Source organism: Embleya sp. NPDC059213, from assembly GCF_042754445.1.
Lineage (GTDB): Bacteria > Actinomycetota > Actinomycetes > Streptomycetales > Streptomycetaceae > Embleya.
The window spans coordinates 1-23065 of sequence record NZ_JBHZAV010000075.1; the positions used below are offsets into that span (position 1 = coordinate 1).

The 23065-nt window shown below is 72.5% G+C and carries 23 protein-coding genes; 11 read left to right on the forward strand and 12 right to left on the reverse strand.

Features of this window, described 5'->3' with window-relative positions; translation table 11 throughout:
• Positions 1–40: 40 nt before the first annotated feature.
• The 3 genes from ACFXMF_RS25955 to ACFXMF_RS25965 form a co-directional block, all read right to left on the reverse strand.
• Positions 41–832 (reverse strand): NAD(P)H-binding protein, encoded by a 792-nt coding sequence (locus ACFXMF_RS25955; protein ID WP_379988506.1) that lies wholly within the window; start codon positions 830–832, stop codon positions 41–43.
• A 215-nt stretch (positions 833–1047) separates the two neighbouring features.
• Positions 1048–1893: an AraC family transcriptional regulator gene (locus ACFXMF_RS25960; RefSeq protein WP_360313285.1), complete on the reverse strand. Its 846-nt coding sequence runs from the start codon at positions 1891–1893 to the stop codon at positions 1048–1050.
• 9 nt (positions 1894–1902) lie between these two features.
• The gene (locus ACFXMF_RS25965; RefSeq protein WP_379988505.1) at positions 1903–3438 is read right to left on the reverse strand and encodes an acyl-CoA carboxylase subunit beta; all 1536 of its coding nucleotides are present in this window, start codon (positions 3436–3438) and stop codon (positions 1903–1905) included.
• Positions 3439–4232: 794 nt separating this feature from the next.
• Here ACFXMF_RS25965 and ACFXMF_RS25970 point away from each other — a divergent pair.
• The 3 genes from ACFXMF_RS25970 (at position 4233) to ACFXMF_RS25980 (ending at position 7117) form a co-directional block, all read left to right on the forward strand.
• Entirely contained in the window at positions 4233–5123 is an 891-nt protein-coding gene (locus tag ACFXMF_RS25970) for an SIS domain-containing protein (RefSeq protein ID WP_379988504.1), read from the forward strand.
• Positions 5124–5163: 40 nt separating this feature from the next.
• Positions 5164–6096 (forward strand): hexose kinase, encoded by a 933-nt coding sequence (locus ACFXMF_RS25975; protein ID WP_360313279.1) that lies wholly within the window; start codon positions 5164–5166, stop codon positions 6094–6096.
• A 166-nt stretch (positions 6097–6262) separates the two neighbouring features.
• The gene (locus tag ACFXMF_RS25980; protein WP_360313277.1) at positions 6263–7117 is read left to right on the forward strand and encodes a class II fructose-bisphosphate aldolase; all 855 of its coding nucleotides are present in this window, start codon (positions 6263–6265) and stop codon (positions 7115–7117) included.
• A gap of 245 nt (positions 7118–7362) precedes the next feature.
• Here ACFXMF_RS25980 and ACFXMF_RS25985 read toward each other — a convergent pair whose 3' ends face one another.
• The 7 genes from ACFXMF_RS25985 to ACFXMF_RS26015 all read right to left on the reverse strand — a co-directional run bounded on the left by ACFXMF_RS25985 (position 7363) and on the right by ACFXMF_RS26015 (position 13822).
• On the reverse strand, positions 7363–8742 hold the full coding sequence (locus tag ACFXMF_RS25985; protein ID WP_360313275.1) for a cytochrome P450: 1380 nt from the start codon (positions 8740–8742) through the stop codon (positions 7363–7365).
• Positions 8739–9359, reverse strand: coding sequence for an ATP/GTP-binding protein (locus tag ACFXMF_RS25990; RefSeq protein WP_360313273.1), 621 nt, complete (start codon positions 9357–9359; stop codon positions 8739–8741). Before ACFXMF_RS25990 ends, ACFXMF_RS25985 begins: the two co-directional genes overlap by 4 nt.
• Positions 9340–9639, reverse strand: a complete 300-nt coding sequence (locus ACFXMF_RS25995; RefSeq protein WP_379988508.1) for a DUF742 domain-containing protein — start codon at positions 9637–9639, stop codon at positions 9340–9342. The genes ACFXMF_RS25990 and ACFXMF_RS25995 overlap by 20 nt, the downstream gene beginning before the upstream one ends.
• A gap of 47 nt (positions 9640–9686) precedes the next feature.
• Positions 9687–10094: a roadblock/LC7 domain-containing protein gene (locus tag ACFXMF_RS26000; protein WP_360313269.1), complete on the reverse strand. Its 408-nt coding sequence runs from the start codon at positions 10092–10094 to the stop codon at positions 9687–9689.
• Complete coding sequence (locus ACFXMF_RS26005) at positions 10091–11494, reverse strand: sensor histidine kinase (RefSeq protein ID WP_379988503.1); 1404 nt, start codon at positions 11492–11494, stop codon at positions 10091–10093. The genes ACFXMF_RS26000 and ACFXMF_RS26005 overlap by 4 nt, the downstream gene beginning before the upstream one ends.
• Positions 11495–12500: 1006 nt before the next feature.
• A complete protein-coding gene (locus ACFXMF_RS26010) occupies positions 12501–13103 on the reverse strand; it encodes a septum formation family protein (protein ID WP_379988502.1) in 603 nt (200 codons plus the stop codon).
• A 119-nt stretch (positions 13104–13222) separates the two neighbouring features.
• Positions 13223–13822 carry a CGNR zinc finger domain-containing protein gene (locus tag ACFXMF_RS26015; protein ID WP_379988500.1) on the reverse strand — a complete coding sequence of 200 codons (600 nt, stop codon included), beginning with the start codon at positions 13820–13822 and terminating at the stop codon, positions 13223–13225.
• 443 nt (positions 13823–14265) lie between these two features.
• Here ACFXMF_RS26015 and ACFXMF_RS26020 point away from each other — a divergent pair, with 443 nt between their 5' ends.
• Complete coding sequence (locus ACFXMF_RS26020; RefSeq protein ID WP_379988499.1) at positions 14266–14787, forward strand: GtrA family protein; 522 nt, start codon at positions 14266–14268, stop codon at positions 14785–14787.
• 78 nt (positions 14788–14865) lie between these two features.
• Here the strand turns inward: ACFXMF_RS26020 and ACFXMF_RS26025 are convergent, their stop codons facing one another.
• Entirely contained in the window at positions 14866–15714 is an 849-nt protein-coding gene (locus ACFXMF_RS26025) for an IclR family transcriptional regulator (protein ID WP_379988507.1), read from the reverse strand.
• Positions 15715–15886: 172 nt separating this feature from the next.
• Here ACFXMF_RS26025 and ACFXMF_RS26030 point away from each other — a divergent pair, with 172 nt between their 5' ends.
• From ACFXMF_RS26030 to ACFXMF_RS26060, 7 genes are all read left to right on the forward strand, one after another.
• Positions 15887–16060, forward strand: a complete 174-nt coding sequence (locus ACFXMF_RS26030; RefSeq protein ID WP_360313257.1) for a putative leader peptide — start codon at positions 15887–15889, stop codon at positions 16058–16060.
• A 277-nt stretch (positions 16061–16337) separates the two neighbouring features.
• On the forward strand, positions 16338–17465 hold the full coding sequence (locus tag ACFXMF_RS26035; RefSeq protein WP_379988498.1) for an ABC transporter substrate-binding protein: 1128 nt from the start codon (positions 16338–16340) through the stop codon (positions 17463–17465).
• Positions 17458–18498: an ABC transporter substrate-binding protein gene (locus ACFXMF_RS26040; protein WP_379988497.1), complete on the forward strand. Its 1041-nt coding sequence runs from the start codon at positions 17458–17460 to the stop codon at positions 18496–18498. Before ACFXMF_RS26035 ends, ACFXMF_RS26040 begins: the two co-directional genes overlap by 8 nt.
• A complete protein-coding gene (locus ACFXMF_RS26045) occupies positions 18495–19355 on the forward strand; it encodes an ABC transporter permease (RefSeq protein WP_379988496.1) in 861 nt (286 codons plus the stop codon). The genes ACFXMF_RS26040 and ACFXMF_RS26045 overlap by 4 nt, the downstream gene beginning before the upstream one ends.
• Positions 19352–20140 carry an ABC transporter ATP-binding protein gene (locus ACFXMF_RS26050; RefSeq protein ID WP_379988495.1) on the forward strand — a complete coding sequence of 263 codons (789 nt, stop codon included), beginning with the start codon at positions 19352–19354 and terminating at the stop codon, positions 20138–20140. The genes ACFXMF_RS26045 and ACFXMF_RS26050 overlap by 4 nt, the downstream gene beginning before the upstream one ends.
• Positions 20141–21055 (forward strand): ABC transporter substrate-binding protein, encoded by a 915-nt coding sequence (locus ACFXMF_RS26055; protein ID WP_360313247.1) that lies wholly within the window; start codon positions 20141–20143, stop codon positions 21053–21055.
• Complete coding sequence (locus tag ACFXMF_RS26060) at positions 21052–22131, forward strand: LLM class flavin-dependent oxidoreductase (protein WP_379988493.1); 1080 nt, start codon at positions 21052–21054, stop codon at positions 22129–22131. Before ACFXMF_RS26055 ends, ACFXMF_RS26060 begins: the two co-directional genes overlap by 4 nt.
• Before the next feature lie 85 nt (positions 22132–22216).
• On the opposite strand, the gene ACFXMF_RS26065 is transcribed toward ACFXMF_RS26060, so the two are convergent.
• Positions 22217–23008, reverse strand: a complete 792-nt coding sequence (locus ACFXMF_RS26065; protein WP_379988492.1) for an SDR family oxidoreductase — start codon at positions 23006–23008, stop codon at positions 22217–22219.
• Positions 23009–23065 lie beyond the last annotated feature (57 nt).

Sequence of the window (23065 nt, forward strand, 5' to 3'; positions counted from 1 at the left end):
AGGTGTTGGGGGGCCCCCCTCACGGTGGTGGGTGGACGGGTCAGGGGGTCCAGGCACCGGTGGGGGCCGCGGCCCGGACGAACTCGGTGAAGTCGCGGCCCGCCCGGCCCAGGGCGCGGGGGATGCCGTCGGAGATCCTGGCCTCCAGGCCGTGCAGGATTCCGTTCAGGGCCGAGGTCCACAGGCCCGCGTCGAACTCGGGCACGCCCCGCTCGACCAGCGCGGCGGTGTACGCGGCGGGCTCGACCGGGATGTAGCGGGCCCGGTGTCCGGTCGCCGCGGCGATCTCGGCGAGGGCCTCGTCGAAGGTCACCGCGCGAGGGCCGGAGAGTTCGTAGGTCTCGCCCGCGTGGCCGGGGTCGAGCAGGGCCGTCGCCGCGACCGCGGCGATGTCCTCGGTGTCCACGAAGGACACCGGGGCGCTCCCGGTCGGCAGGTACAGCTCCCCGGCGCGGATCTCGTCCCGGAACAGGCCCTCGCTGAAGTTCTGCGCGAACCAACCGGGACGCAGGATCGTCCACTGGGCGCCGCTGTCGCGCACGGCCGCCTCCAGCTCCAGGCGGGCGTGATTGGCCGGGTCGTCGTCGGCGAAGTGGCCGGGGGTGTCGGTGCCGCGAGCGGAGAGCAGGACGATCCGCTCGACCCCGGTCGCGACGGCCTGCCGGACGAAGGCCGGACCGGTCGACATACCGTCCAGCGGGACCAGGTAGAGCGCGGACACGCCGGCCAGCGCGGGGGCCCAGGTGCTGTCGTCGTACCAGTCGAAGTGTTGTTCGGCGGAGCGGGAGGCCACCCGCACGGCGGCGCCTCGGGCGCGGAGCGCGTCCACCACCCGGCTGCCGGTCTAGCCGGTGCCGCCGATGACGAGGATCGGGTGTTGCTGCGTCGCTTCTGTCATGTGTCCAGCCTGGACGCGGCCGGGCGGGGTGACCATGGGCGAGAAGCCGGGGCACATGTCCGTGCGTCCGGGCCGCGCGCGGAGCCGTCGGGGTGTTGTGGGCGCCGCGTCGGGTGCTTCGGCGGAGGATTGCCGCCGGACGGGCCTGGCTAGGCCGCGCGGGTGTTGCGGTAGGCGGTCGGGCTCAGGCCGCGGACGCGTTTGAACGCGGTGCTGAACGCGAACGGGTCGGCGTAGCCGACGCGGCGGGCCACCGCGGCGACCGTGGCGTCCGGCTCGGTGAGCAGGTCGGCGGCCAGCGACATGCGCCACTCGGTCAGGTAGGTGAGGGGTGGTTGGCCGACTCGGGTGGTGAACCTCTCGGAGAGGGAGGTGCGCGAGACGCCCGCCTCGGCGGCCAGGGCGGCGATCGTCCAGGGCCGGGCCGGCGCGTCGTGGACCGCGCGCAGGGCGGTGCCCACGACCGGGTCGGCCAGGGCCAGGTACCACGCGGGCGGCTGTGCCTCGGGGCGGTCGAACCAGGCGCGGAGGGTGCAGACCAGCATCCAGTCGAGCAGTCGGTCCAGGACGAACTGTTGGCCCGGCTTGTCGGCGGCGATCTCGGCCGAGACGAAGTTCAGCACCTCGTCGCAGCCCTCGTCGTCCGGGACGAGCAGCGCCCGGGGGAGGGCGGCGGGTAGCCGGCGGCCGATGTCGGCGTGTGCGCGGTAGGCGCCGGAGAGCAGTTCGGTGGTGGGGCCGGCGGCCCCGTCCGGGTGGGCGTCGGTGACGAAGGTGACCGGGGTGCAGCCGCGGATCAGGGCGGCGTCGCCGGGGCCCAGGGGCAGTGCCGGGCCGCCTTCGGGCAGGAGCCGGCCGCTGCCGCGGACCACGGAGTACAGGGTCAGCGGGGCGCCGCTGGTGACCTCGGCGGACGCGCCCGGCGGCAGGACCCGTCGGTCGAACAGCGCGCCGTCCGCCCGGATCCCGCGCAGCAGATCACCCAAACCGTCCATGGGGTGAGCCTAAGGCAGGTACTCGGGCCGCCGAATCGGCTCGACCGGGCCGGTGAGCCGGGCGCGGGCGCGGGTCAGGCCCGCGAGCAGGGCGTCGCGTACCTCGGTCGGTGCGATCACGTCGTCGTAGGAGAGCGCGTTCGCCGAGCGCCACGGGCCGCTCGCCTCGTTCGCGGTGAGCCGCTCGGTGGTGTCCGCGTCGTGCTTGGCGGCGGCGGCGCCGGCGGCGGCCGGGATGCCGCCGAGGGTGACGCCCGGGAGCGCGTACGAGACGGTCTGCGCGTCGAACGGGTTCATCGCCATCACCGAGCTGCCGAATCCGAACGCCTTGCGCAGCGTCACGTGCAGCTTCGGGACGCGTAGCCGGTGCTGGGCGGCGAACAGGCGGGCCGCCGCGCGCAGGACGCCCGATTGCTCGGCGGCGGTGCCGGCCAGGACGCCGGGGTTGTCGGCGAGGAAGACCACCGGGAGGTGGAACGCGCCCGCGAGGTGGACGAATCGGGCGGCCTTGTCGGCGGCGTCGGCGTCGATGGTGCCGGCCCGGACCGCCGGTTGGTTCGCCAGTACCGCCACCGCGTGGCCGCCGAGGCGGGCGAGCGCGGTGACGATGGAGGCGCCGTGCGCGGGTTGCAACTCCAGGACCGTGCCCCCGTCGAAGACCTCGGTCAGGACGGGCTTGATGTCGTACGGGCGGCGGGCGTCCGGGGGGATCAGGTCCAGGAGGGCCTCGGTGCCGCGCGGGCCGACATCGGTGTTGCCCGACTCCGGTCCCGCGTACGGCGGATGTTGCCAGGCGTGGGACGGGAAGTAGGAGAGGTATCGGCGGGCCAGTCGGAGCGCGGCCGCATCGTCGGGCACGGCGTTGTGTGCGACGCCGCTGACCACGCAGTGCACCCGGCTGCCGCCGAGGGTGTGCTTGTCGACTCGTTCGCCGGTGGCGGCGGCGACCAGCGGGGGGCCGGCGGTGAACAGGGCGCCGGTGCCCTCGACCATGATCACGAAGTCGGACAGCGGGGCGGTCAGCGCGCCGTGTCCGGCGGACGGGCCGTGCACGATCGCGATGGTGGGGACCAGGCCGGCGAGATCGACCAGGGCCTGGAGGTCGTTGGGGGTCGCGGTGTGCCCGGCGAGCGCGTTGCCCGCGCGGTGGCCGGCGCCTTCGAGCAGGGTCACCAGCGGCGCGCGTTCCTGGCCGGCCAGGCGGACCAGCCGGGCCCGCTTGGCGGCGGCGCCCGGGCCGATCGAGCCGCCCTGGACGGTGAAGTCCTCGGCGCCGACGAACACCGGGCGGCCGTCGATCAGGCCGGAACCGGCGACGAACGCGTCGGAGGGGATTTCCGCGCCGCCGGTGAGCGTGCCGAGTTCGGCGAACGAGTCCTCGTCCAGGAGCGCGGCGACCCTGGCCCGGGCGGGCAGCCGCCCCGGTACCGCAGCCGTGTATCGGGCGACCTTCGCCGGCCCACCCATGGCCCGGGACCCGGCCCGCCGCCGCGCCAGATCGGCAACCAACGGCCCCCAGGCGGCCCGGTTGTCGGCCTCTCCCATGTGTACGGATCCCCCGTCGATCAAGCAGCAGACCCCGGCGCGAACCCACGCCCGACGCCCTGCTCCGCGAGCCGCGCCAATGTAACGCCGCAGCCTCACGAACGACAGCCCCACACCCCATCCACCTGCGGCGCGGCCGATACGGGAACCACCCGGGTCCCGGCACCACCCGCCCTTGGGTCGATCAACCCACACGGCGGGCCGAGCGTCGGTTCGGGACGGCCCGGTGGTGGTCGTTCCTGCGTGGCACGCCGGTGCGGTCGCGTCCGTGTTGCCTGCTTGTGGGGGCGGCTCGGGTCGCTTGTTCGGGTGTGGCGTTTGCGTTGTCTCCTGGCGCGGGGTGCCTTCGTGTGGTTCGCCTGTGTGGTTGCGTGCGTGTTGCGTGCTGGTGCGGTTGTCTTCGGGTTGCCTGCCGGTGGGGTCGGTTCCGGGTCACCGCCGGTGTTGTCGCCTCGGCGCTGCGCAACCCCGCTCACCGCGTGGCCCTCGTCGCCAAGCCGTCGACTTGCTCCGATCGCCTCATGCCGGCAACCAGCTCTGCCCCGCGCGGCTCCGCTCGCTCCGTGTTGCCACCTTGCCAACCCTCGTCGCCGCGATGCTGTGCCTCCTGCGGCCGCGGTGCCGAGCTGCGGCGCTGCGGCGCTGGTGGGATGGGGGAGATTTGGGATCAATAGGGCTTATTGGGCGGTGATGGAGCGCGCGGGATTGCTCATTCGTGCTTGAAACTGCTATCAAATGAATAGTTTCAAGCATGGGAGTGCAGCAGTGCGCACTGCCAAGGACCCGGGAGCGCCATGACGACCGTGAGCCATACCTCTGCCGAGATCGCCACCCAGCCCGAGTTGTGGGCGCGGGCCGCCGCGTTGGCCGGGGACTGTGTGGGACTGCCCAAGTCCGGTGAGCGGGTGGCCATCGTCGGGTGTGGGACGTCGTGGTTCATCGGTCAGGCGTATGCGGTGCTGCGTGAGCGTGCCGGGCTCGGGGTCACCGACGCCTTTGCGGCGTCGGAGTTCCCTGGCGTGCGGGACTACGACCGGGTGATCGCGTTGACCCGTTCGGGCACCACCACCGAGGTGTTGCGGCTGCTGGCGGACATTCGCGGCGCCGTCGCGACGACCGCGATCACCGGCACGCCGGGCACGCCGATCATGACCTCGGCGGACGAGATCGTGATGCTCGACTTCGCGGACGAACAGTCCGTCGTGCAGACCCGGTTCGCCACCACCGCGCTCGCGCTGCTGCGGGCGCACGTCGGGGAAGACCCGGCGGCGGCGGTACGGGACGCGGAGACGGCTGTTGCCTGGGTGCCCGACGCCGCGCTCGTGGCGGCGGAGCAGTTCACCTTCCTGGGCTCGGGCTGGTCGACCGGTCTCGCGGCGGAGGCCGCGCTGAAGATGCGCGAGGCCGCCGGCGCCTGGACCGAGAGCTACCCGGCGATGGAGTACCGGCACGGGCCGATCAGCATCGCCGCGCCGAACCGGATCACCTGGGTGTTCGGGCCGGTGCCGGAGGGCCTCGCCGAACAGGTCGCGGCCACCGGCGGCATGTTCGTGGCCGGTGCGCTCGACCCGATGGCGGAATTGGTCCGAGTACAGAAGCTCGCGGTCGCCGTCGCGGAGAGCCGGGGGCTGAACCCGGACGAGCCGAGGCACCTGACCCGGTCCGTGGTGTTGGACGCGTCGTGACGAACGGCGGCGGCGGGGCCCGGGACCGGCGGGAGACCTCGTGATCCTCACGGTGACGCCGAATCCGGCCTGGGATGTCACCTACCACCTGGACCGGATGATCCGGGACGGCGCGAATCGGCCGGTGTCGGTCGGCGGGCGCGCCGGAGGCAAGGGCATCAACGTCGCACGCGTGTTGCGTTCGCTGGGGGTCGCCGTCGCGGCGGTGGCTCCGCTGGGCGGCGTGACGGGCGAACGAATACGGGCCGATCTCGCGGCGGCGGACATCGCGTTGACGGCGGTGCCGGTGGTGGGCGAGACGCGCAGCACCACCACGATCGTGGAGACCGGCTCGGGCGGCGCGACCTCGCTCAACGAACTCGGCGCCGCGCGGACCGCGCAGGAGTGGGCGCGGGTGGTTGCCGCCACGGCCGAACTCTTGCCTGGGGCAACGGTGTTGGTGCTTTCCGGGAGTCTGCCGCCGGGGGTTGCGGCGGGCGGCTACGCGGAGTTGGTGACGCTTGCGCGCGCCGCGCGGGTGCCGGTGCTGCTGGACGCGTCGGGGCCGGCGTTGGTGGCCGGGGTCGCGGCCGGGCCGGACGTGGTCAAGCCGAACGCCGACGAGTTGCTCGCGGCGACGGGCGAGAGCGATCCGCTGCGGGCGGTGGCGCGGCTGTTGCGCGAGGCGCGGGCCGACACGGCGGTGGTTGCCTCCTTCGGTTCGGAGGGCATGGTCGCCGGGACCGGTGCGGGATGGTGGCGGGCCGCGCCGCCGACTTCGGTGCACGGCAACGCCACGGGCGCGGGGGACGCGGCGGTGGCGGCGTTGGCGCGCGGGTTGGCCGAGGGCAGCCCTTGGCCGGACCGGTTGCGGGACGCGGTGGCCCTGTCGGCGGCGGCGGTGGCCGCGCCGGTGGCGGGGGACGTGGACGGCGAGCTGTACCGGACCTGGCGGCCGAGGGTGCGGGTCGATGTGGTGGAGCCGCCGCGATGAGGTACGGCCGAGGGTTCGGCGGGGCGCGGGCCGGTGTCCGCGCGGGTCCGGGCGCGGGTGGGCTCGGGGTTGCCGGGCGCGGGACGGCCGGGCGCGGGACGGCTGGGCTTGGGATGGCTGGGCTCGGGGTTGATGGTGGTCGGGATCGTTCACGAGGAGAGATGACATGCCGTTGACCTCGACGGGGATATTGACCGACGCGGCGCGCGCGGACGGGGTGGGGGTGGCCGCGTTCAACGTGATCACCTTGGAGCACGCCGAGGGGGTGCTGATCGCGGCGGAGGCGGCGGGGCTGCCGGTCGTGGTGGCGATCAGCGAGAACGCGGTGAAGTTCCGACGCGGGCGGCTCGGTCCGTTCGCGGCCGCGTGTCGCGTGTTGGCGGAGGAGGCTGCGGTACCGGTCGCGCTGCACCTGGACCACGTCGAATCGGTGGACCTGTTGCACGCCGTCGAGGGGACCGGGATCAGCTCGGTCATGTTCGACGCGTCGCGGCTGAGCTACGCGGACAACGTGGCGGCCACCTCGGACGCGGTGGCCTGGGCACACGAGCGCGGGATCACGCTGGAGGCCGAACTCGGCGAAGTCGGCGGCAAGCCGGGGCATCCGGCGCTCGACGCGCACGCGCCGGGGGCCCGGACGGATCCGGACGAGGCCGCCGCGTATGTGCGGGCGACCGGCGTCGACGCGTTGGCCGTCGCGGTCGGCAGCAGCCACGCGATGCTGGATCGGACCGCCACGCTCGACCACGAACTGATCGCGCGGTTGCGGGCGGCGGTGGACGTACCGCTGGTGCTGCACGGGTCCTCGGGGGTGCCGGACGACGAGCTGCGGAGTGCGGTGGCCGCAGGGATGACGAAGATCAACGTGGGCACGGCGCTCAACATCGCCTACACCGGGACGTTGCGGTCGCGGTTGGTGGCCGAGCCGGGGAAGGCGGATCCGCGGCCGGCGCTTTCCGCTTCGCGCGGGGCGGTGGCGGATGCGGTCGGGGCGTTGTTGCGGGTGATCACCGGGCACTGAGCGCGCGGGGTCCTCAAACGCCGGACGGGCTGAGGGGGTTCGTTTCTCGGGTTGCGGTGTGGTGGGGCCGAGCTTTGGTTGTCCTCAAGCGCCGGACGGGCTGAAGGGGGTTCCTCCCCCGGGTTGCGGTCTGGTGGGGTGGGAATTCGGTTGTCCTCAAGTGCCGGACGGGCTGGAGGGGTTCGTTGCCCGGGCTGTGGTGTGGTGGGGAGGGTGTGGGGGGTTGGCCGCGCACCCTCCCTGGGTCAGCCGAAGAGCCAGGTGGTGAGGCGGGTCCACCATGTGGTGGGTAGGGGGGCCGGCGGGGGTTGCGGTGGGGTGGTGGGGCGGGGTGGGCGTGGGGGGCGGGTCCATTCGGCGGGTGGTACCAGGGGAACCGGGGTGAACTCGACCGGTAGCGAGGTGAGATAGCGGGCCCAGGTGGCCGCGTGCCAGGCCGGGGGGCGGTCGGGGTGGGCCAGCCGGATATCGGGCAGTCGGCTGTTGAGCGTGTCGATCGCGGTGTCCGTGATGGCTCGACCGATGTCCTGTCCCGGACACAGGTGCGCGCCGCCGCTGAACGCCAGGTGGGCCCGGTTGTTGTGGACCGGCACGGTGAGGTCGGTACGGATCTGCGGGTCGACGTTGCCGGCCATCACGCCGAGTACGAGCAGGTCGCCCGCCTTGATCCGACGCCCGCCCAACTCGGTGTCCACCAGCGCCCAGCGACCCGGGATGACCCACAACGGCGGTTCGTCCCAAAGGACTTGCTCGACCGCGTCGGGCAGGCTCAACCGCGCGCCGGCCAACGAGGCGGCGAACCGGTCGTCGGTCAGGACCACCCGCATCGTGTTCGCCATCAGCGAGATGGTCAGCTCGTTCGCCGCGACCATCACCAGCCGCAGGTGGTGGAGGACTTCGTCGTCGGACAGCTTGTTCGGGTGTTCGAGCAGCCAGGACGGGAAGTCGGCGGCCGGCTCGACGCGCTTGCGGTCGGCCAGGTCGCGCAGCGTCTGGAGAATGAACTCGTTGCACTCCAGGGCGCGTTCGCTCTGCATCATCAGCTCGGCGCTGGCCTCGACCAGGCGCGGGCCCATCGCGTCGGGCAGACCGTAGAGCTGCGCGATGACCAGCATCGGCAACTGCTGCGCGTACTGGGCGACCAGGTCCGCGTGACCGTCGGCCGCGATCCGGTCGATCAGGTCGTGGGCGAGTCGCTGGACGTGCTTGCGGATGCCGCGTCGGTCGAACCGGTCCAGACTCTCGGTGACCACGGTGCGCAGCCGCTGGTGCTCGGCGCCGTCGGTGGACACGCAGTCCGGGCGATACTCCATGATCGGCAGGATGGTGGCGTCCGGCGGGATGCGGCCCTCGCGCCAATCGCGCCAGTTGCGCGCGTCCCGGGAGAATCGGCTCGGCGTGCGCATGACCTCCAGGTTTTCCCGGTAGCCCAGGACCAGCCAGCCCGGGAAGTCGCCGTCGACCAGGATCGGTGCGACCGCTCCGTATTCGGCGCGCAACCTCTCGTACGCGGCGCCCGGGTCGGCGATGGTCTCCGGGCCGTACAACCTGGTGATGCCCTCGGTGGCCGTCGCGCCTGCGTGCGCGGGGCAGCCGGGCGGCGGAACGGGGGGAGGAGCGGTCATTGCATCTCCCGGTTCGTGGTGAGCGTGTAGAGGTATTGCATGAGGGCCAGCAGGACGTCCCGGCTCGAACCCCGACTGCGGGCGTCGCAGTCGACCATCGGTACGGACTCGTCCAGGTCGAGCGCGCCGCGTAGTTCGTCCATCGAGTAGACCGGCGACTCGGGGAACGTGTTGACCGCGACCACGAACGGCACGCCGCGGTCCTCCAGTCGGCCCAGCACGTCGAAGCACACCTCCAGGCGCCGGGTGTCGACCAGGACCACGGCACCGAGCGCGCCGTCGAACAGGCCGTTCCACAGGAACCAGAAGCGTTCCTGTCCGGGGGTGCCGAACAGGTAGAGCACCAGGCGCTCGTCGAGGCTGATCCGACCGAAGTCCATCGCCACGGTCGTGGTGGTCTTGTGCTCGATGCCCGCGAGGTCGTCGATGCCGACGCCCGCCTGTGTCATCGTCTCCTCGGTGGTGAGCGGTCGGATCTCGCTGACCGCACCGACCAGGGTGGTCTTGCCGACGCCGAAGCCGCCGACGATCACCACCTTGACCGCGGCGGCGGCCGTCGCGGGCAGCATGTCCTCGGGGCGCGGTCCGGCGAGGGTCTCAGAGCCTTTGTAGTCCATGCATCACCGCCTTGAGCAGATCGATGTCGGGCAACGACGCGGTCGGGATCGGGGCCCGCGCCTCGAGCTGATCCGTGTCGACCATGTCCAGGAGCACCAGGGTCAGCACGCTGGTCGGTAACCGCATGTGGGCGGAGATCTCCGCCATCGACAACGGCTGTTCGCACATCCGCAGGATCGCGGCGAGCTCGGGAGCCATCCCGCGCTCGGGTTCGTGCTTGGCGACGAACAGCGTGACGAGGTCCAACCGGTGCCGGTCCTCGGGGTTTTCCCCGACCATGTACAGCCGTTCGGGGTATGGATCGCGCCGGGAGCGCCGCGGCACGATCACGGAAAGGCCCCGTCGCGGCGCGGCGGACTGGTGAGGTGTTCGCCGATCCGGATCACCAGGTCGCGCATCCGATGGCCGAGCAGACCGGTGTCCACCTGACCGTCGGCCAGCACCGCGAGATACGCGCCGGCGCCGGCGGCCATCATGTAGAAGTAGCCGCCGTTGACTTCGATCACGACCAGGCGCATCCGGCCGTCCCCCTTGGGGAATTCGGACGCGATCGCCGCGGCGAGGCTCTGCAGGCCGGCGCACGCGGCGGCGAGCCGGTCGGCGGTGTCCGCCGCGGTGTTGTGCTGGGCCATCCGCAGGCCGTCCGCGGAGAGCAGCACGATGTAGCGCGTGAACGGCACGCTCTTCGCCAGATCGGCGAGCATCCAGTCCATGTTCGGTCGGTAGCCCGTCATCGATATCCCCCGTCGTCCCACGTATCGTCCCTGCTCTCGGATCGCCGTTCACCGGACGGAAGTTCGCCGTTGATGCCACTGAGGAAGGCGTCCAGGCCGAGTCCCGGCGGGGTGTCGTCGACGCTCGGCGTGGTGGGCTTGGGGCCGGTCGCGCGGTGCTCGCCGCGCGGTGCCGCGGCGCGGGGGACGGTGCCCAGGTTGCGTCGACGGCGTTGCGGCAGCCCGTTCGCGCCGAACTCGGTGACGACCGGCGTGTCGGTCATCATGTCGTGCAGGGACGGGAGTTCGTCCAGGTGTTGGAGGTGCTCGGGCATCGGGTACATCGGCGGCACGTTCGCGGTGATCTGGTTCTGCGGGATGACCACGACCGCGCGTACGCCGGAGTAGGCCGACGGGCGCAGCATCACCTTGAAGTTGTTGGCCTTCGCGAGGCGGCCGACCACGGTCAGGCCCAGTCGCGGCGTCTCGCCGAGATCGCCCAGGTTGAGCGCGGCGCCGTCCAGGGACAGGATGCGCTCGGCCCGGCGGCGGGCCTCCTCGCTCAGGCCGACGCCGGCGTCCTCGATCTCGACCGCGATGCCGGTCTGCACCTCGGTGGTGCTCAGGTGCACGGTGGTCGAGGGCGGCGAGTATCGGGTGGCGTTGTCGAGCAGTTCGGCGATCGCGTGGATCAGCGGTTCGACGTGCTGCGAGATCACCGCGACCTCGACGACCGAGTGCAGCTTGACCCGGCGGTAGTCCAGGATGCGCGACATGGCGCCGCGCAACACGCTGTACATGCCGATGTCGGTTTCCCACTGGCGACCCGGGCGGGCGCCACCGAGCACGGCGATGCTGTCGGCCATCCGACCGATCAGCGCGTTGCCGTGGTCCAGGTGCAGGAGGTCGCGGAAGACGACCGGGTCGTCGCCGTGCCGGTCCTCCATGTCCCGCATGTCCTGGGCCTGTTGGTGAATGGTGGCCTGGACGCGGCGAGCGATGTTGACGAACGCGCGCTGGGCGGAATCGCGCAGGTCCTCCTCGGCGCTGACCGTGTCGATCACCGAGCGGATCACATTGCGGTGTGCGACCGCGAATTCGGTCGGGTCTTCCGGTTGCGGGGCGACCTTGCGCATCACCTCCGGTACCGGCTCGCCGGCCTGGAGGCGGCCGATCGCCTCGGGCAACATCTCCTCCGCCAGCCGGACCGTCTCCTGTTCCTGTGCGGCGAGTCGGCGGCGCAGCCCGACCTGTTGCTGCTGGAGTCGTACGTGCAGTTGCGCGATCGTGCGCCCGCGGCGGCCCGCCTCGGCGGCGCACACGGCGACGGCGACGGTCGCGATTCCACCGCACAAGGCCACCGCGGGGCGAGCCTGGGAGGAGACCGCGGCCACGGCCGCGACCGCGCACGCGGCGGTCACGAGGAAGGGGAGAACCCACGCGAGGGCCGGCCGTCGGCCTCCGGGGGACGATCCAGCGAGAACCATCGGCATCCTCGAAAAAGTCGGAACGAATCGTGCGGGTGTCCTGCGGACCACGCGGCGGGCCGATTGCGGCCGCCGGCGGGGGTGTTCGGGTGCTCCCGTGTAGGCGGGGCAGGGCCTCGTCGGGCAGGGGAAGCACCGTCGCGGGCGCCAGGCTACGCGGACGGGTGGGGCGGATCGGGCGTGTGGAGCACATGCCGCTCGAACGGGTGAATCAGCGAGGATTGGGACATCACTCGAACAGAACGCGATATTGGCGCGGTCCGGTGCGGGCGCGGTTTCGCGGGCGGCGGGGCGGGGCGCGGACGAGCAGGGCTTACCCGTACGGGCGGCCGGATGGGGCCGAGCCGGGACTGCGGGGACTTGGTGCGGCGGCGCGGGATGTTCGCCGGATCGGAGGGCGACCGGGCCCACTGCCGCCGACCGGGCACGCACCCGGCCGCGATGTCGGCTCCGTGTGAGACAGGCGAGTGCGGGCGTGTACGCGAGGTGGGCCGGGAACGGCCGTGTGTGTGGTGCACGTCCGCTGCGTCGCAGGGTGTGCGGCCGCGGGTCGCGAGGGCGCCGCTCGGGGTGGGTCCCTTGGCACCCGCCGAGCCGGCTCGTCCGCCGGGGCGAGTGTCGCGGTGGCCGATCGCCGTCCCGCGGGCCTGCCGGCACCGCGCGATGGGCGGGTTCGGCGGTGCCGACTCCGGCTTACGTCAAGCGGGTTCGGCGGTGGCAACTCCCGCTTTCGTCAAGCGGGTTCGGATAGGGGCCGGTTGTCGGGCCGCGTCGGGCCGCGTCCGAAGGGAGACGCCCCGGTCGGTGCGGGTGTGCCGGATGTCCCGGCGGTGGCGGCGATGGCCGCCGTGCCGACGGCGACGCCGGGGTTTTCGGGCGGCGGGCCGCCGCACCGCCTCGCAGCCGCTGCGGTGCCGCTGGGCTTGCCGCCCGCCCGCGGCTACTTCAGTGGGGCGGTGAGCCGACCGTGGTCCGTGCGCTTGAGGAGGCAGGTCAGGTCGCGGTCGTTCTCGTTGAGCCGGCTTCCCGCGGTGGGGCGCATGGTGAGCTTGGAGAGTTCGATGTCGCTGTTGCGCTGGGCGGCACCGGTGACCAGTTCGGTGCACTTCTTGGCGATGTCCTCCTGGAAGGTCATGCTCGTCGGCGACATGTTCGACGGCAGCGTGTACTCGCCGACCACCTCCGCGTCGTGCGGTGTGGTGCAGGCGACGATGTCGATGTTCTCGCCCTGCTCGTTGATGCAGTCGCCCTTGTGCGGCTTGACCATCTTGACCCGGCCGCTGGTCTTGGTCGCGGTCCCGGACGGGGTGGCGCCGCCGCCGGTGGCGGGCTTGCCGGTCGACGGATCGGTCTTCGCCGGCAGGGTCGGTGCCGGCGGCATGGTGATCATCGGGGGTTTGGTCCCGGTCGAGCTGCCCTTGTCGTCCTTCTTCTTGTCGTCGTCCTTGCCGAGGCAGCCGGTGAGCAGCGTCGAGGCGATCAGAATGGCGACTGCGGCGGCGGACGAGCGGGCGGACGCGCCGGAGAACCGGGAAACGCGCATGGGAAATCGAAGCCTCTCGCTGGGAATCGCCCAGAGTCTTGCGGAGGCGTTCGTTCCGGTCTTCAGGGGCTTCCGTTATCTCCGGCGTCCGCCGGGCAACCCCGAGGACCGGGGCGGGCTCACGCCTGGGGAGCGTTCTTGGTGCGCTGGTAGTGCCGGGCCACCCGGGCGCGGTTGCCGCAGCCGGCGGAGCACCATTCGCGGCGCGGGTTGTTCTTGACGAAGTGCAGCACGCACCCCGGGCCGTGACAGGGCCGCAGCTCGGCCCGGTCGGGACCGGTGACCAGGTCGATCGTGGCGTTCGCCAGCTCGGCCAGCACCGCGGCGATCGGCGCCGCCTCGGTGCGGGTGTCCGCCGTCGGCCAGGTCAGCTCGCGCCAGCGCGGCGCCGCGCGGGTGTACGCGTTGAGCCGGGTCGGCACGTCGGCGGCCGGCGCGGTGTCCGTCATCGCGGCCCGCAGCAGCGCGGCGACGCACTCGCGCAGGTCGAGTACCGCCGCCAGGTCCGCCGCGTCCACCGCGAGCAGCGCGGCCTCCGAGGGCGGGCCGGCCAGGCGCGGCGCGATGTCGCGCAGCCAGGCGGCCAGGTGTTCCGGTTCGGCCAGGCCCTCGTGCGGCACGCCCCGCACCGCGTAGCGGGTGTTGGCCAGCTCCACCGGCAGCGGCTCGCCGAGCAGGGGTGCGCCGCCGGTGCCGAGGTCCGCGATTCGTGTGCTCACCAAACTAATGCTACCGGGTCGCCTCACCCATGTGGATGGAGACGGTTCGGCGGCCCGGGTTCGGGCTCGGGCCTCGGTTCGCCGGCCGGGGTCGCCTCTCGGTACACCTGGGGGCGAATGTCGCCCCGCGTGAGTGATGTGGCACACACGGTGTGGTGTGACGAGGCAGACATCGACGGCCGGTCGATGCTCGGAAGGGCGGGGGAGGGGTCACGATCGACGGAAACCGGCGGAGGTTTGCCCGCATTCGATATGGATTGTCGCCGTCACTTCGTCGCTCCCGGCTGTGCCGGCGTTCACATCGCCCCGGGGTGAACCCGCCGGAGCGGGGTGGGGCCAGCCCTACCGAGAGAGGGAAGTGGGCCCCATGGGGAATGTGTTGCGCGATCCCTAGGTTTGATCCGACGGGCCGACAGGGCTCGCAGGGGGTCAAGGAGAGTCACGTGAACAACCGCAGCCGGGTCGCAGAGCAGAACACCACTCAGCCGTCGACGCCCGGTACGGTCGCCTCCTTCGCTCGCTTCGTGGTCTTCGGTGGCGGTACGGGGCTGGCCTCCAGCGCCGCGCTCGTCGCGCTCTCCGGACACCTGCCGATCCCGGTCGCCAACGCGATCGTCACCGTGGCCGGCACCATCCTGGCGACCGAGCTGCACAGCCGGTTCGCCTTCCGGGCGGGCCGCGCCGACCTCAAGGCGCACTTCCAGGCGGGCGGTTCGGCGGCGGTCGCCTACCTGTTCACCACGGCGGCGATGCTCGGCCTGCACGCGGTCCAGGCCGCGCCGAGCATCATGGTCGAGCAGGGCACCTACCTCGTCGCCTCGGGCATCGCCGGACTGGCCCGGTTCGTCTTCCTGCGACTGGCGGTGTTCGCCCCCAAGTCGGCGGGCAAGGCCGGGTCGCCCACGACCGTCACGGCCACTCGCACCCGCGCGCTCGGTCGCGACGCGCTGGTCGCCGCGGCCTGACCGCCGCTCGATTCCGGGTCCGCCCCGCGCCTTCCGACCGAAGGTGTGGGGCGGACCCCTTTTCGCGTCGGCCCCGCCCTATTCCGTGGGCAGCCCCGACTCGCGCAGCCGACGGCGATGCGGCGGCAGCAGCAGTACCTCCAGGGCGTCGGCGCACGCCTGGGCCCGATCGCGGAACCACGGGATGCGCTCGTCGGTCATCACGGCGGGCGTGGACCGCACGGCCAGGGCGGCGTGCGCGTGGCCGGCCCGGTTCAGGATCGGCACCGCCAGGGTGCGCACCCCCGGCACCGATTCGCCGTCGTTGAGCGCGTAGCCGATCGCCCGGGCGGCCTGCAACTGGGCCTGTAGCGCGACCGGATCCACCACGGTGCGCGCGGTCTGCGGGGCGAGCGGCAACAGCGGCTCCAGCCCGCCGTCCGCCGGATCCGCCCAGGCCAGCAGCACCTTGCCCAGTGCGGTCGAGTGCAGTGGGCGGCGCAGCCCGAGCCCCGTGCCGGGTTGTACCGAACTGCCGACCAGGACCAGCGCATGCCGGCCGCTGCGGATGGCCAGGTCGGAGGTCGCCGAGGTACGCCGGGACAACTGCTCCAACTCGGGTGCCGCGTGGTGCAGGCCGCGTTGGTGGTAGGCCAGCAGGCCCAGCTCGGCGACCACCGGGCCCAGTCGGTAGCGGCTGGTGCGGTCGTCCTGATCGAGGAAGCCCGCGCCGACCAGGGTGCGGGCCAGGCGATGGGCGGTGGACACCGACAGGCTCAGCCGACGGGCGATGTCCGAGGCGCTCAGATCGGTGCCGGTGGCCCGGAAACAGTGCAGGATGCCCAGCGCCCGTTGCACGGCCTGCGCCCCGGACGGTGCGGCGGTCGCGCGCGGCGCGTGCGCGGCCGGGGGGTCCGCGACGTTCGGCGCGTCTTCTTCCGGGTGCATCGTGTCCGGCGTGTCCACCGACATCCCCCAACTCGCCGTTCGACAGCAGGTTTTCACCATACGGCAAGCCGATGGACGACTGTGTGCCACGGATCGCGTCGGAGCGCATCCGGACATCCCACATCGTGGGAAGGTTTGATCGTACGGTGTGGATCGTGCCAGGATCCAGCCGATGCACCATTCGGTGCGCCGGCGCTCGACCGCGCCGGTGATCGACGAAATCGAGAGGGAGGCCCCGGTGTCCGCAGACGCGTTGTACACCGCGCCGCTCTCCACCGCCCGCGCGCTGCTCACCAGCCGCCGGCACATCGACCTCGCGCGCGTCGCCAGCGCCGGCTGTCGCTGAACCACCGCCGCACCGAAGCTGCGTACCCCCGCGCCCGACGATCGATGCGATTGCCGCTGATCGCCGCTGATCGAACCGTCGGCGTCGGCATCTGCGCCGTCGTCTGCGCCTGTGCCTGCGCACCTGCTTGTCGCGGCGTCCGCGCAGCGTAGGTCGTCACCTCGCATGATCCGTTGCCCCCTGCCCGGACCGGTTCGGTCCCGGGTCGATCCGCGCCGTGCCCAGCCGGGCCGCGGACCCCCTCGCCGCCGCTACGAACGCGAACGGAAGTATCGCCATGACCGCCGTGACCGGCGCCCGTCCCGACGAACTGTGGTTCACCCGCTGTCCCGTCCCCACCGCCACCGGCATCGCGGCCGATCTGGGCCTGCTCGACGCCGAGTTCGCGGCCGAGGGCATCACCGTGCGTTCGCTCCAGGACGTCCCGGCCGAGGTGGCCGCCGACCACCACTACACGCACGCGCTGCCCGGACTCTTCCGCGAGGGCGGCAACGTGCCCGCGCTGTGGGCGCGTTCGCGGGGCGAGGCGACCCGGCTGGTCGGGCTGACCTGGATCGAGGAGAGCCAGGCGATCCTGGTCCGGGCGGACAGCGGCATCGCCGCCCCCGAGCAGTTGCGCGGTGTGCGGCTGGCTGTTCCCCGGCACGACATCGCGATCGACTTCTGGCGGGCGATGGCCCTGCACGGCTTCGCGGGAGCGCTCTCGCTCGCCGGTGCGAGCCTGGCCGACGCGCACCCGGTCGAGGTGCCCGCGGCGGCCGGAATCGGGCAGTGGGAAGCCGAGTTGGCCGCGCTCGGCCGCGGTGAGGTGGACGCCGTCTACGTCAAGGGCGCGCTCGCGGTCGAGGCCGCCGCGCGGCACGGCGCGGTGGTGGCGATCGACCTGGACGCGGCGATCGACCCCGCGGCCCGGATCAACAACGGCACGCCCCGGCCGATCACGGTGCACCAGGATCTGTTGGACCACCACCCGGAGTTGGTCACCCGGTTCCTCGCGGTGTTGGTCGAGGCCGCCGACTGGGCCCCCGGGCATCCCGCCGAGGTGGCCCGGATCCTGGGCGCCGAGACCGGCGCGGGCGCGCTCGGGGTGGCCGGCGCGTACCGCGAACTCGGCCCGGACACGCTGCGGATCGACCTGTCGCCGGAACGGCTGGACCTGCTCGCCCGGCAGGAACGCTTCCTGCACGCGCAGGGCTTCCTGGCCGCGCCGGTGGACGTGCACGCGTGGGCGGCCCCCGAGCCGCTGCGGCTGGCCCGCGAACTCGCCGACGCACGCCGCACACCGACCCGATCGTCCCCGCGTAACCCCGACTCGGCCGGGGCGCTCGGCCGGGCAACCACATCCGCATCGTCGCTCGACCCCGAACCGTCCCGCATATCCACGTTGGAGGCATCCCATGAGTAGCCGGTCCCCTCGTCGCACCCGTCTGCTGTCCGCCGTCGCGCTCGCGACCGCGACGCTGATCGGGCTGACCGGCTGCGGCTCCTCGTCGAAGGACGCCAAGGCGTCCACCGGCGGCGACGCCAAGGCGGGGGTGACGCTGCGGATTCCCGACCCCGGCAACAACGGTGTACTCGCGCTCGGCAAGAAGGACGGATCGCTGGACGCGGCGTTGGCCAAGGTCGGCGCCAAGGTCTCGTGGACCGGCAGCGCGGGCCCGTTCGCACCGGCCGCACAGGCCATCAACGCCGGCCAACTCGACGTCGCGCTCGGCTCGATCACCTCCGCCGTCGCCGCGCTCGGACAAAAGCCGAGCTTCAAGCTGTTCGGCGCCACCGCCCCCGACCTCGCCGGCGAGGGCATCCTGGTGAAGAGCGACTCGAAGATCGACTCGATCCGGGACCTGGTCGGCAAGAAGGTGGCCTGCTCGCAGGGTGGGACCAGCGAATACCTGCTGCTGGCCGCGCTCGAACAGGCGGGCATCCCGGCGGACAAGGTCGAGCGGGTCTACCTGCGGGCCGACCAGACCGCACCGGTGTTCGCCGCCGGTCAGGTCGACGCGTGGGCCACCTGGGCCACCTACTCGGTGCCCGCGCTGGCCTCCGGCAACGCCCGCTTCCTCGCCGACGGCCGCGCGCTCGGCTCGGACAACTACTCGGTCTGGGCGGTGCGCAACGCGTTCGCGGACAAGCACCCCGAGGTGATCAAGGCCTTCTACGCCTACCTGCACGAGGCCGGCACCAAGGAGATCGCCGACCCGGCCGCGTACATCAACGTCTTCACCGACTCCGGGCCCACCGCGTACGGCGCCGAACCCAAGCGCGTCCAGGCCGACTTCACCAGGCAGGGCGCGACGGTCGAGCCGATCCGGCCCGCCGACGTGGAGCGCTTCGGCAAGGTCGCCAAGTTCTTCCTGGACCAGAAGGTCACCCCGAGCCTGGTCGACGTCAAGCCGCACCTGCTGGACGTGGCCACCCTCGCCGGAGCGACCGGATGACCGCGCCCACACAGGTCGCCGCCGAAGCCCGCACGCGCGAGTATCCCGGCCTGGTGACCCCGCGCCCGCGACTGCCACGCCCGCGGCCGCGTTTCCTCAGCCCCGCGCTGCGCACCATCGGTCCGCTCGCGCTGATCGGCGGCTGGGCCTGGGCCTCGCACAGCGGCGCGCTCAGCCCCGACCTGCTCGGCTCGCCCGCCGACGTGCTGCGCGCCGCGCGCGAGATGTGGGACAACGGCCAACTCCCGGACGCACTCCGCGTGTCGCTGGGCCGCGCCGGCCTGGGCCTGGTCTTCGGGCTGACCATCGGGCTGGCCCTGGGCGTGCTCACCGGCTTCTCCCGACTCGGCGAGGAACTCCTCGACTCCTCCGTGCAGTTGCTGCGCACGGTGCCCTTCCTGGCTTTGGTCCCGCTGTTCATGGTGTGGTTCGGCATCGGTGAATCGGCCCGGGTGATCCTGATCGCGGTGGCCACCGCGTTCCCGATGTACGTCTCCGCCTCCGGCGGGGTGCGCAACGTGGATCGCAAGCTGGTCGAGGCGATGCGTAGCTTCGGCGTCGGCCGGATCGCCCTGGTGCGTGAGGTGGTCCTGCCCGGAGCACTGCCCGCACTGCTGTCCGGGTTGCGGCTGTCCATGACGCTGAGCGTGATCGCGCTGATCGCGGCCGAGGAGATCAACTCCACGGCGGGGATCGGCTATCTGATGAGCCAGGCGCAGAGCTTCTCGCGCACCGACATCCTCACCGTCTGCATCCTGGTCTACGCGATCCTGGGACTGTTCGCGGACATGATCGTACGCATCCTCGAACGGGTGCTGATGCCGTGGCGCGGCCAGGGTCACGGAGCGGGCCGATGAGCGCCGAGATCGCGGTACACATCCGGGGCCTGCGCCGGGAGTTCGGCCCCCGCGCCGTGCTGGACGGCGTCGATCTGGACATCGCGCGCGGCGAGTTCGTCGCGCTGCTCGGGGCCAGCGGTACCGGCAAGACCACGCTGCTGCGCATCCTGGGCGCGCTCGATCGCAGCGACGGCGGCACCGTCCTGGTCCCCGAGGCCCGCACCATCGTCTTCCAGGAACCGCGTCTGGTGCCCTCCAAGCGGGTGTTGGGCAACGTGGTGGTCGGCCTGCCGGGGGGTCGGGCGACCCGGGACACCGGGCTGCGCGCGCTGACCGAGGTCGGCCTGGAAGGGCATGCCCAAGCCTGGCCGGCGACCCTGTCCGGTGGCGAGGCACAGCGCGTCGCCCTCGCGCGGGCGTTGGTTCGCGAGCCGGAACTGCTGCTCCTGGACGAACCGTTCGCGGCACTGGACGCACTCACCCGGATGCGCATGCAGGACCTGGTCGGCGAGTTGTGCCGGGTACACCGGCCCGCCGTGCTGTTGGTCACGCACGACGTCGAGGAGGCGATCCGGCTGGCCGACCGGGTCGCGGTGTTGCGCGACGGACACCTGGTCACCGACGAGGTGGTCGCCGTCGATCGGCCGCGCGACCCCACCGATCCGGCGTTCGCGGCGCTGCGGCGACGACTGCTCGCCGACCTCGGGGTGCACACCGCTCCCGCTCCCGCCCCTGCCGCCGCCGCGCCCATGGCCGCCTCTCTGTCCCTGTCCTCCTCCCCGTCTTCGACCGGAGTGATCTGAATGACCGTCACCATCGGTGTCCACGGCAGCAACCCGTCGCTGTACCTGCTCGCCCGCCTGGGCATCCTGGAACGTGCCCTGGAGCCGCTGGGCGAAAGTGTGACCTGGGTGCCCGTGGAGGGCACCCGAGTCGGCGAACTGCTCGGCGACGGCACCATCGACTTCGGCGGGACCGGCTCCACGCCGCCGATCGTCGGCCAGGCGCAGGGCCACGATCTCGTCTACGTCGCGGTGTCCGCACCCCGGCCCGAGCACGGCGCGCTGTTGGTCGCCGACGAGGGTCCGGTCCGGGGCCCGGCGGACCTCAAGGACGGCACGGTCGTGCTGAGCATCGGCTCGTGGCAGACCCACTTCGTGGCCAAGGCGCTGAACGACGTCGGTTTGTCCTACCGGGACGACATCACCCCGGTGCGCCCGGAGGCCGGCCGGGACCAGGCCGCGCGGCTGCGCGCCGGGGAGATCGCCGGGTGGGTCGCGCAGGGGCCGGAGTTGGTCGCGGCGCGGCGCGAGCCCGGGCTGCGGGTGTTGCTCCGCGTCGGCGAGGTGATCACCGACCGCTCGGTGTTCTTCGCGAGCCGGGCGTTCGCCGAGGAACGCACCGAGTTGCTCTCGATCGTGGTGGCCGCGCTGCGCCGGGCCGACGAGTGGGCGGCGACGCACCTCGACGAGGCGGCCGAACTGCACGCGGCCGAACTGCCGGGGACACGGGCGGACTGGGCCGAGGCGCTGGCCGCGCTGCCGTGGCAACTGGAGCCGGTGCCCGCCTCGTTCATCGCCGAGCAGCAGGAGGCGGCGGACATCTTCGCGGCCGGCGGCTTCATCGACCGGACGATCACCGTGGCCGCCGCGCAGGCCGCCGGCCCGGCGGCCCGGGTCGCCGAGGTGCTCGCACCGGCGCACGGGGGTGCCCGATGAGCGCCGAATTGTTGTGGTACGTGATCCCGCGCGAGGGGCCGTATCCGTGGGAGCCCGCCGGGCGGCGTCCGGTCGATCTGGCCTATCTCCAGCAACTCGGCGGCGCGGTGGACCGGTTGGGCTTCAGCGGTGCACTGCTGGCGACCGACCTGTACGACGTGTGGTCGCTGGGCAGTGTGCTGGCCGCCGCCGCGCCGACGTTCCGGCCGCTGCTCGCGGTGCATCCGGGGCTGATCGCGCCGACGTTGCTGGCGAAGATGGCGCTGAGCTTCGAGGCGTTGTTCGGTGCGGGGCGGTTGCGCTTCAACGTGGTCAACGGTTCGACCGAGGGCCTTCGTGAGTACGGACTGCATCTGGACCACGACGAGCGGTACGAACTGAGTGCCGAATACTGGTCGATCGTCAAGCGGCTCACCTCCGGCGAGGTGTTCGACCACAAGGGCAGGTTCTACGACCTGCGGCAGGCCGGTGCGGGGCTTCGCGAGTTGCGGCGCGACGGCGGGCACGTTCCGCTGTGGTTCGGCGGCTCGTCCCCGGCCGGTATCGAGATGGCCGCCGAGCAGGTCGACGTCTATCTGACCTGGGGTGAACCGCCGCATCTGCTCAAGGAGAAGCTGGAGCGGGTGCGCGAACGCGCCGCCGCGCACGGACGGGAGCTGCGGGTCGGTCTGCGGCTGCACCTGATCGTGCGGGAGAGCGAGAACGAGGCGTGGGCGGCGGCCGATCGGCTGCTGGAGGTGACCAGCCATGCGACCTACGCCCGGCAATTGGGGCAGGCGGCGGACGCGGACGGGGTCGGGTGGGAGCGGCAGTTCCGCCAGCACGGGGGCCGGGTGCCGGCCCGGGCACGGGAGTTGGAGGTCTACCCGAACCTGTGGCCCGGGATGGGGCTGTTCCGGCCCGGGCCGGGCACGGCGGTGGTGGGCAGTACGGCGCAGGTGATCGAGCGCCTCCAGGAGTTCGAGGCGCTGGGCGTGGACACGTTCATCCTGTCCGGCAATCCGCTGTTGGAGGAGGCGTATCGGGTCGGCGAGACGGTGTTGCCGGCGCTGGGGGTGCGACCGCGGGTGGGGTGAGGTCGCGGTGCGCCGGCGCCGCCGATCCGGGGCGCGACGGGGCCCTTTTCGGGGCGGCCCGGTCGCGCCCGGGGGCTGGTTCGGTTCAGGCGGCCTTGTGGGCGCCGCCGTCCACGAGGTGGTCGGTGCCGGTCACGCTGCCGGCGAGCGGGGAGACCAGGTAGGCGACGGTGCTCGCCACCTCGGCGGGTTCGACGAAGCGGCCGGTGAGCACGCCGGTCGCGCCGGGGAGAACGGCGAGCAACTGCTCGTGGGACAGGCCCATGGACGCGGCCAGTTGGGCGCCGTAGCCGTCCGGCGCCTCCCACATCGCGGTGCGCACCGCGCCGGGGGAGACCGTGTTGACCCGGACGCCCTGCGGGCCGAACTCCTCGGCGAGGGCCTTGCCGAACGCGGTCAGCGCGGCCTTGGTGCTCGTGTACGGCACCGGGCCGTGGTGCGGCGCCCGGGCGCCGAGCGAGGAGATGTTCACGATCGCGCCGCGCGCCTCGATCAGTGCGGGCAGGGTGGCGCGGGTGGTGCGCACGGCGGCCAGGAAGTTCAGTTCGAACGAGGCCAGCCATTGCTCGTCGGTGAAGCTCAGGAAGCCGCCGGTCTGATCGTTGTCGGCCGCGTCCCCGCCGCCGACGTTGTTGACCAGGACGTCGAGCCGGCCGAACTCGGCCGCGGCGCGTTCGGCGAGTCGGATCGGTCCGTCCGCACGGGCCAGGTCCACCGCCATGGTGTGGGCGCCGGTCGCGGCCAGCTCCGGGGTGATGGTGCGGGCGGCGGCCAGGACCCGCACACCCTCGTCGCGAAGAGTGGTCACGATCGCCAGGCCGATGCCTCGGCTCGCACCGGTCACCAGGGCGGTCTTGTCGTTGAGGCGCAGGTCCATGAGGGCTCCCTCTGGTACAGGATTTTCGGGATATTCGGGATATGGGGATCGCGGGCT

Bases quoted from the DNA above. Each gene is read 5' to 3' on its own strand.
- ACFXMF_RS25960 (WP_360313285.1), bottom strand. From the start codon at position 1,893: ATGGACGGTTTGGGTGATCTGCTGCGCGGGATCCGGGCGGACGGCGCG.
- ACFXMF_RS25965 (WP_379988505.1), bottom strand. From the start codon at position 3,438: ATGGGAGAGGCCGACAACCGGGCCGCCTGGGGGCCGTTGGTTGCCGAT.
- ACFXMF_RS25970 (WP_379988504.1), top strand. From the start codon at position 4,233: ATGACGACCGTGAGCCATACCTCTGCCGAGATCGCCACCCAGCCCGAG.
- ACFXMF_RS25980 (WP_360313277.1), top strand. From the start codon at position 6,263: ATGCCGTTGACCTCGACGGGGATATTGACCGACGCGGCGCGCGCGGAC.
- ACFXMF_RS25985 (WP_360313275.1), bottom strand. From the start codon at position 8,742: ATGACCGCTCCTCCCCCCGTTCCGCCGCCCGGCTGCCCCGCGCACGCA.
- ACFXMF_RS25990 (WP_360313273.1), bottom strand. From the start codon at position 9,359: ATGGACTACAAAGGCTCTGAGACCCTCGCCGGACCGCGCCCCGAGGAC.
- ACFXMF_RS25995 (WP_379988508.1), bottom strand. From the start codon at position 9,639: ATGGTCGGGGAAAACCCCGAGGACCGGCACCGGTTGGACCTCGTCACG.
- ACFXMF_RS26000 (WP_360313269.1), bottom strand. From the start codon at position 10,094: ATGACGGGCTACCGACCGAACATGGACTGGATGCTCGCCGATCTGGCG.
- ACFXMF_RS26010 (WP_379988502.1), bottom strand. From the start codon at position 13,103: ATGCGCGTTTCCCGGTTCTCCGGCGCGTCCGCCCGCTCGTCCGCCGCC.
- ACFXMF_RS26025 (WP_379988507.1), bottom strand. From the start codon at position 15,714: ATGCACCCGGAAGAAGACGCGCCGAACGTCGCGGACCCCCCGGCCGCG.
- ACFXMF_RS26030 (WP_360313257.1), top strand. From the start codon at position 15,887: ATGCACCATTCGGTGCGCCGGCGCTCGACCGCGCCGGTGATCGACGAA.
- ACFXMF_RS26035 (WP_379988498.1), top strand. From the start codon at position 16,338: ATGACCGCCGTGACCGGCGCCCGTCCCGACGAACTGTGGTTCACCCGC.
- ACFXMF_RS26040 (WP_379988497.1), top strand. From the start codon at position 17,458: ATGAGTAGCCGGTCCCCTCGTCGCACCCGTCTGCTGTCCGCCGTCGCG.
- ACFXMF_RS26045 (WP_379988496.1), top strand. From the start codon at position 18,495: ATGACCGCGCCCACACAGGTCGCCGCCGAAGCCCGCACGCGCGAGTAT.
- ACFXMF_RS26050 (WP_379988495.1), top strand. From the start codon at position 19,352: ATGAGCGCCGAGATCGCGGTACACATCCGGGGCCTGCGCCGGGAGTTC.
- ACFXMF_RS26055 (WP_360313247.1), top strand. From the start codon at position 20,141: ATGACCGTCACCATCGGTGTCCACGGCAGCAACCCGTCGCTGTACCTG.
- ACFXMF_RS26060 (WP_379988493.1), top strand. From the start codon at position 21,052: ATGAGCGCCGAATTGTTGTGGTACGTGATCCCGCGCGAGGGGCCGTAT.
- ACFXMF_RS26065 (WP_379988492.1), bottom strand. From the start codon at position 23,008: ATGGACCTGCGCCTCAACGACAAGACCGCCCTGGTGACCGGTGCGAGC.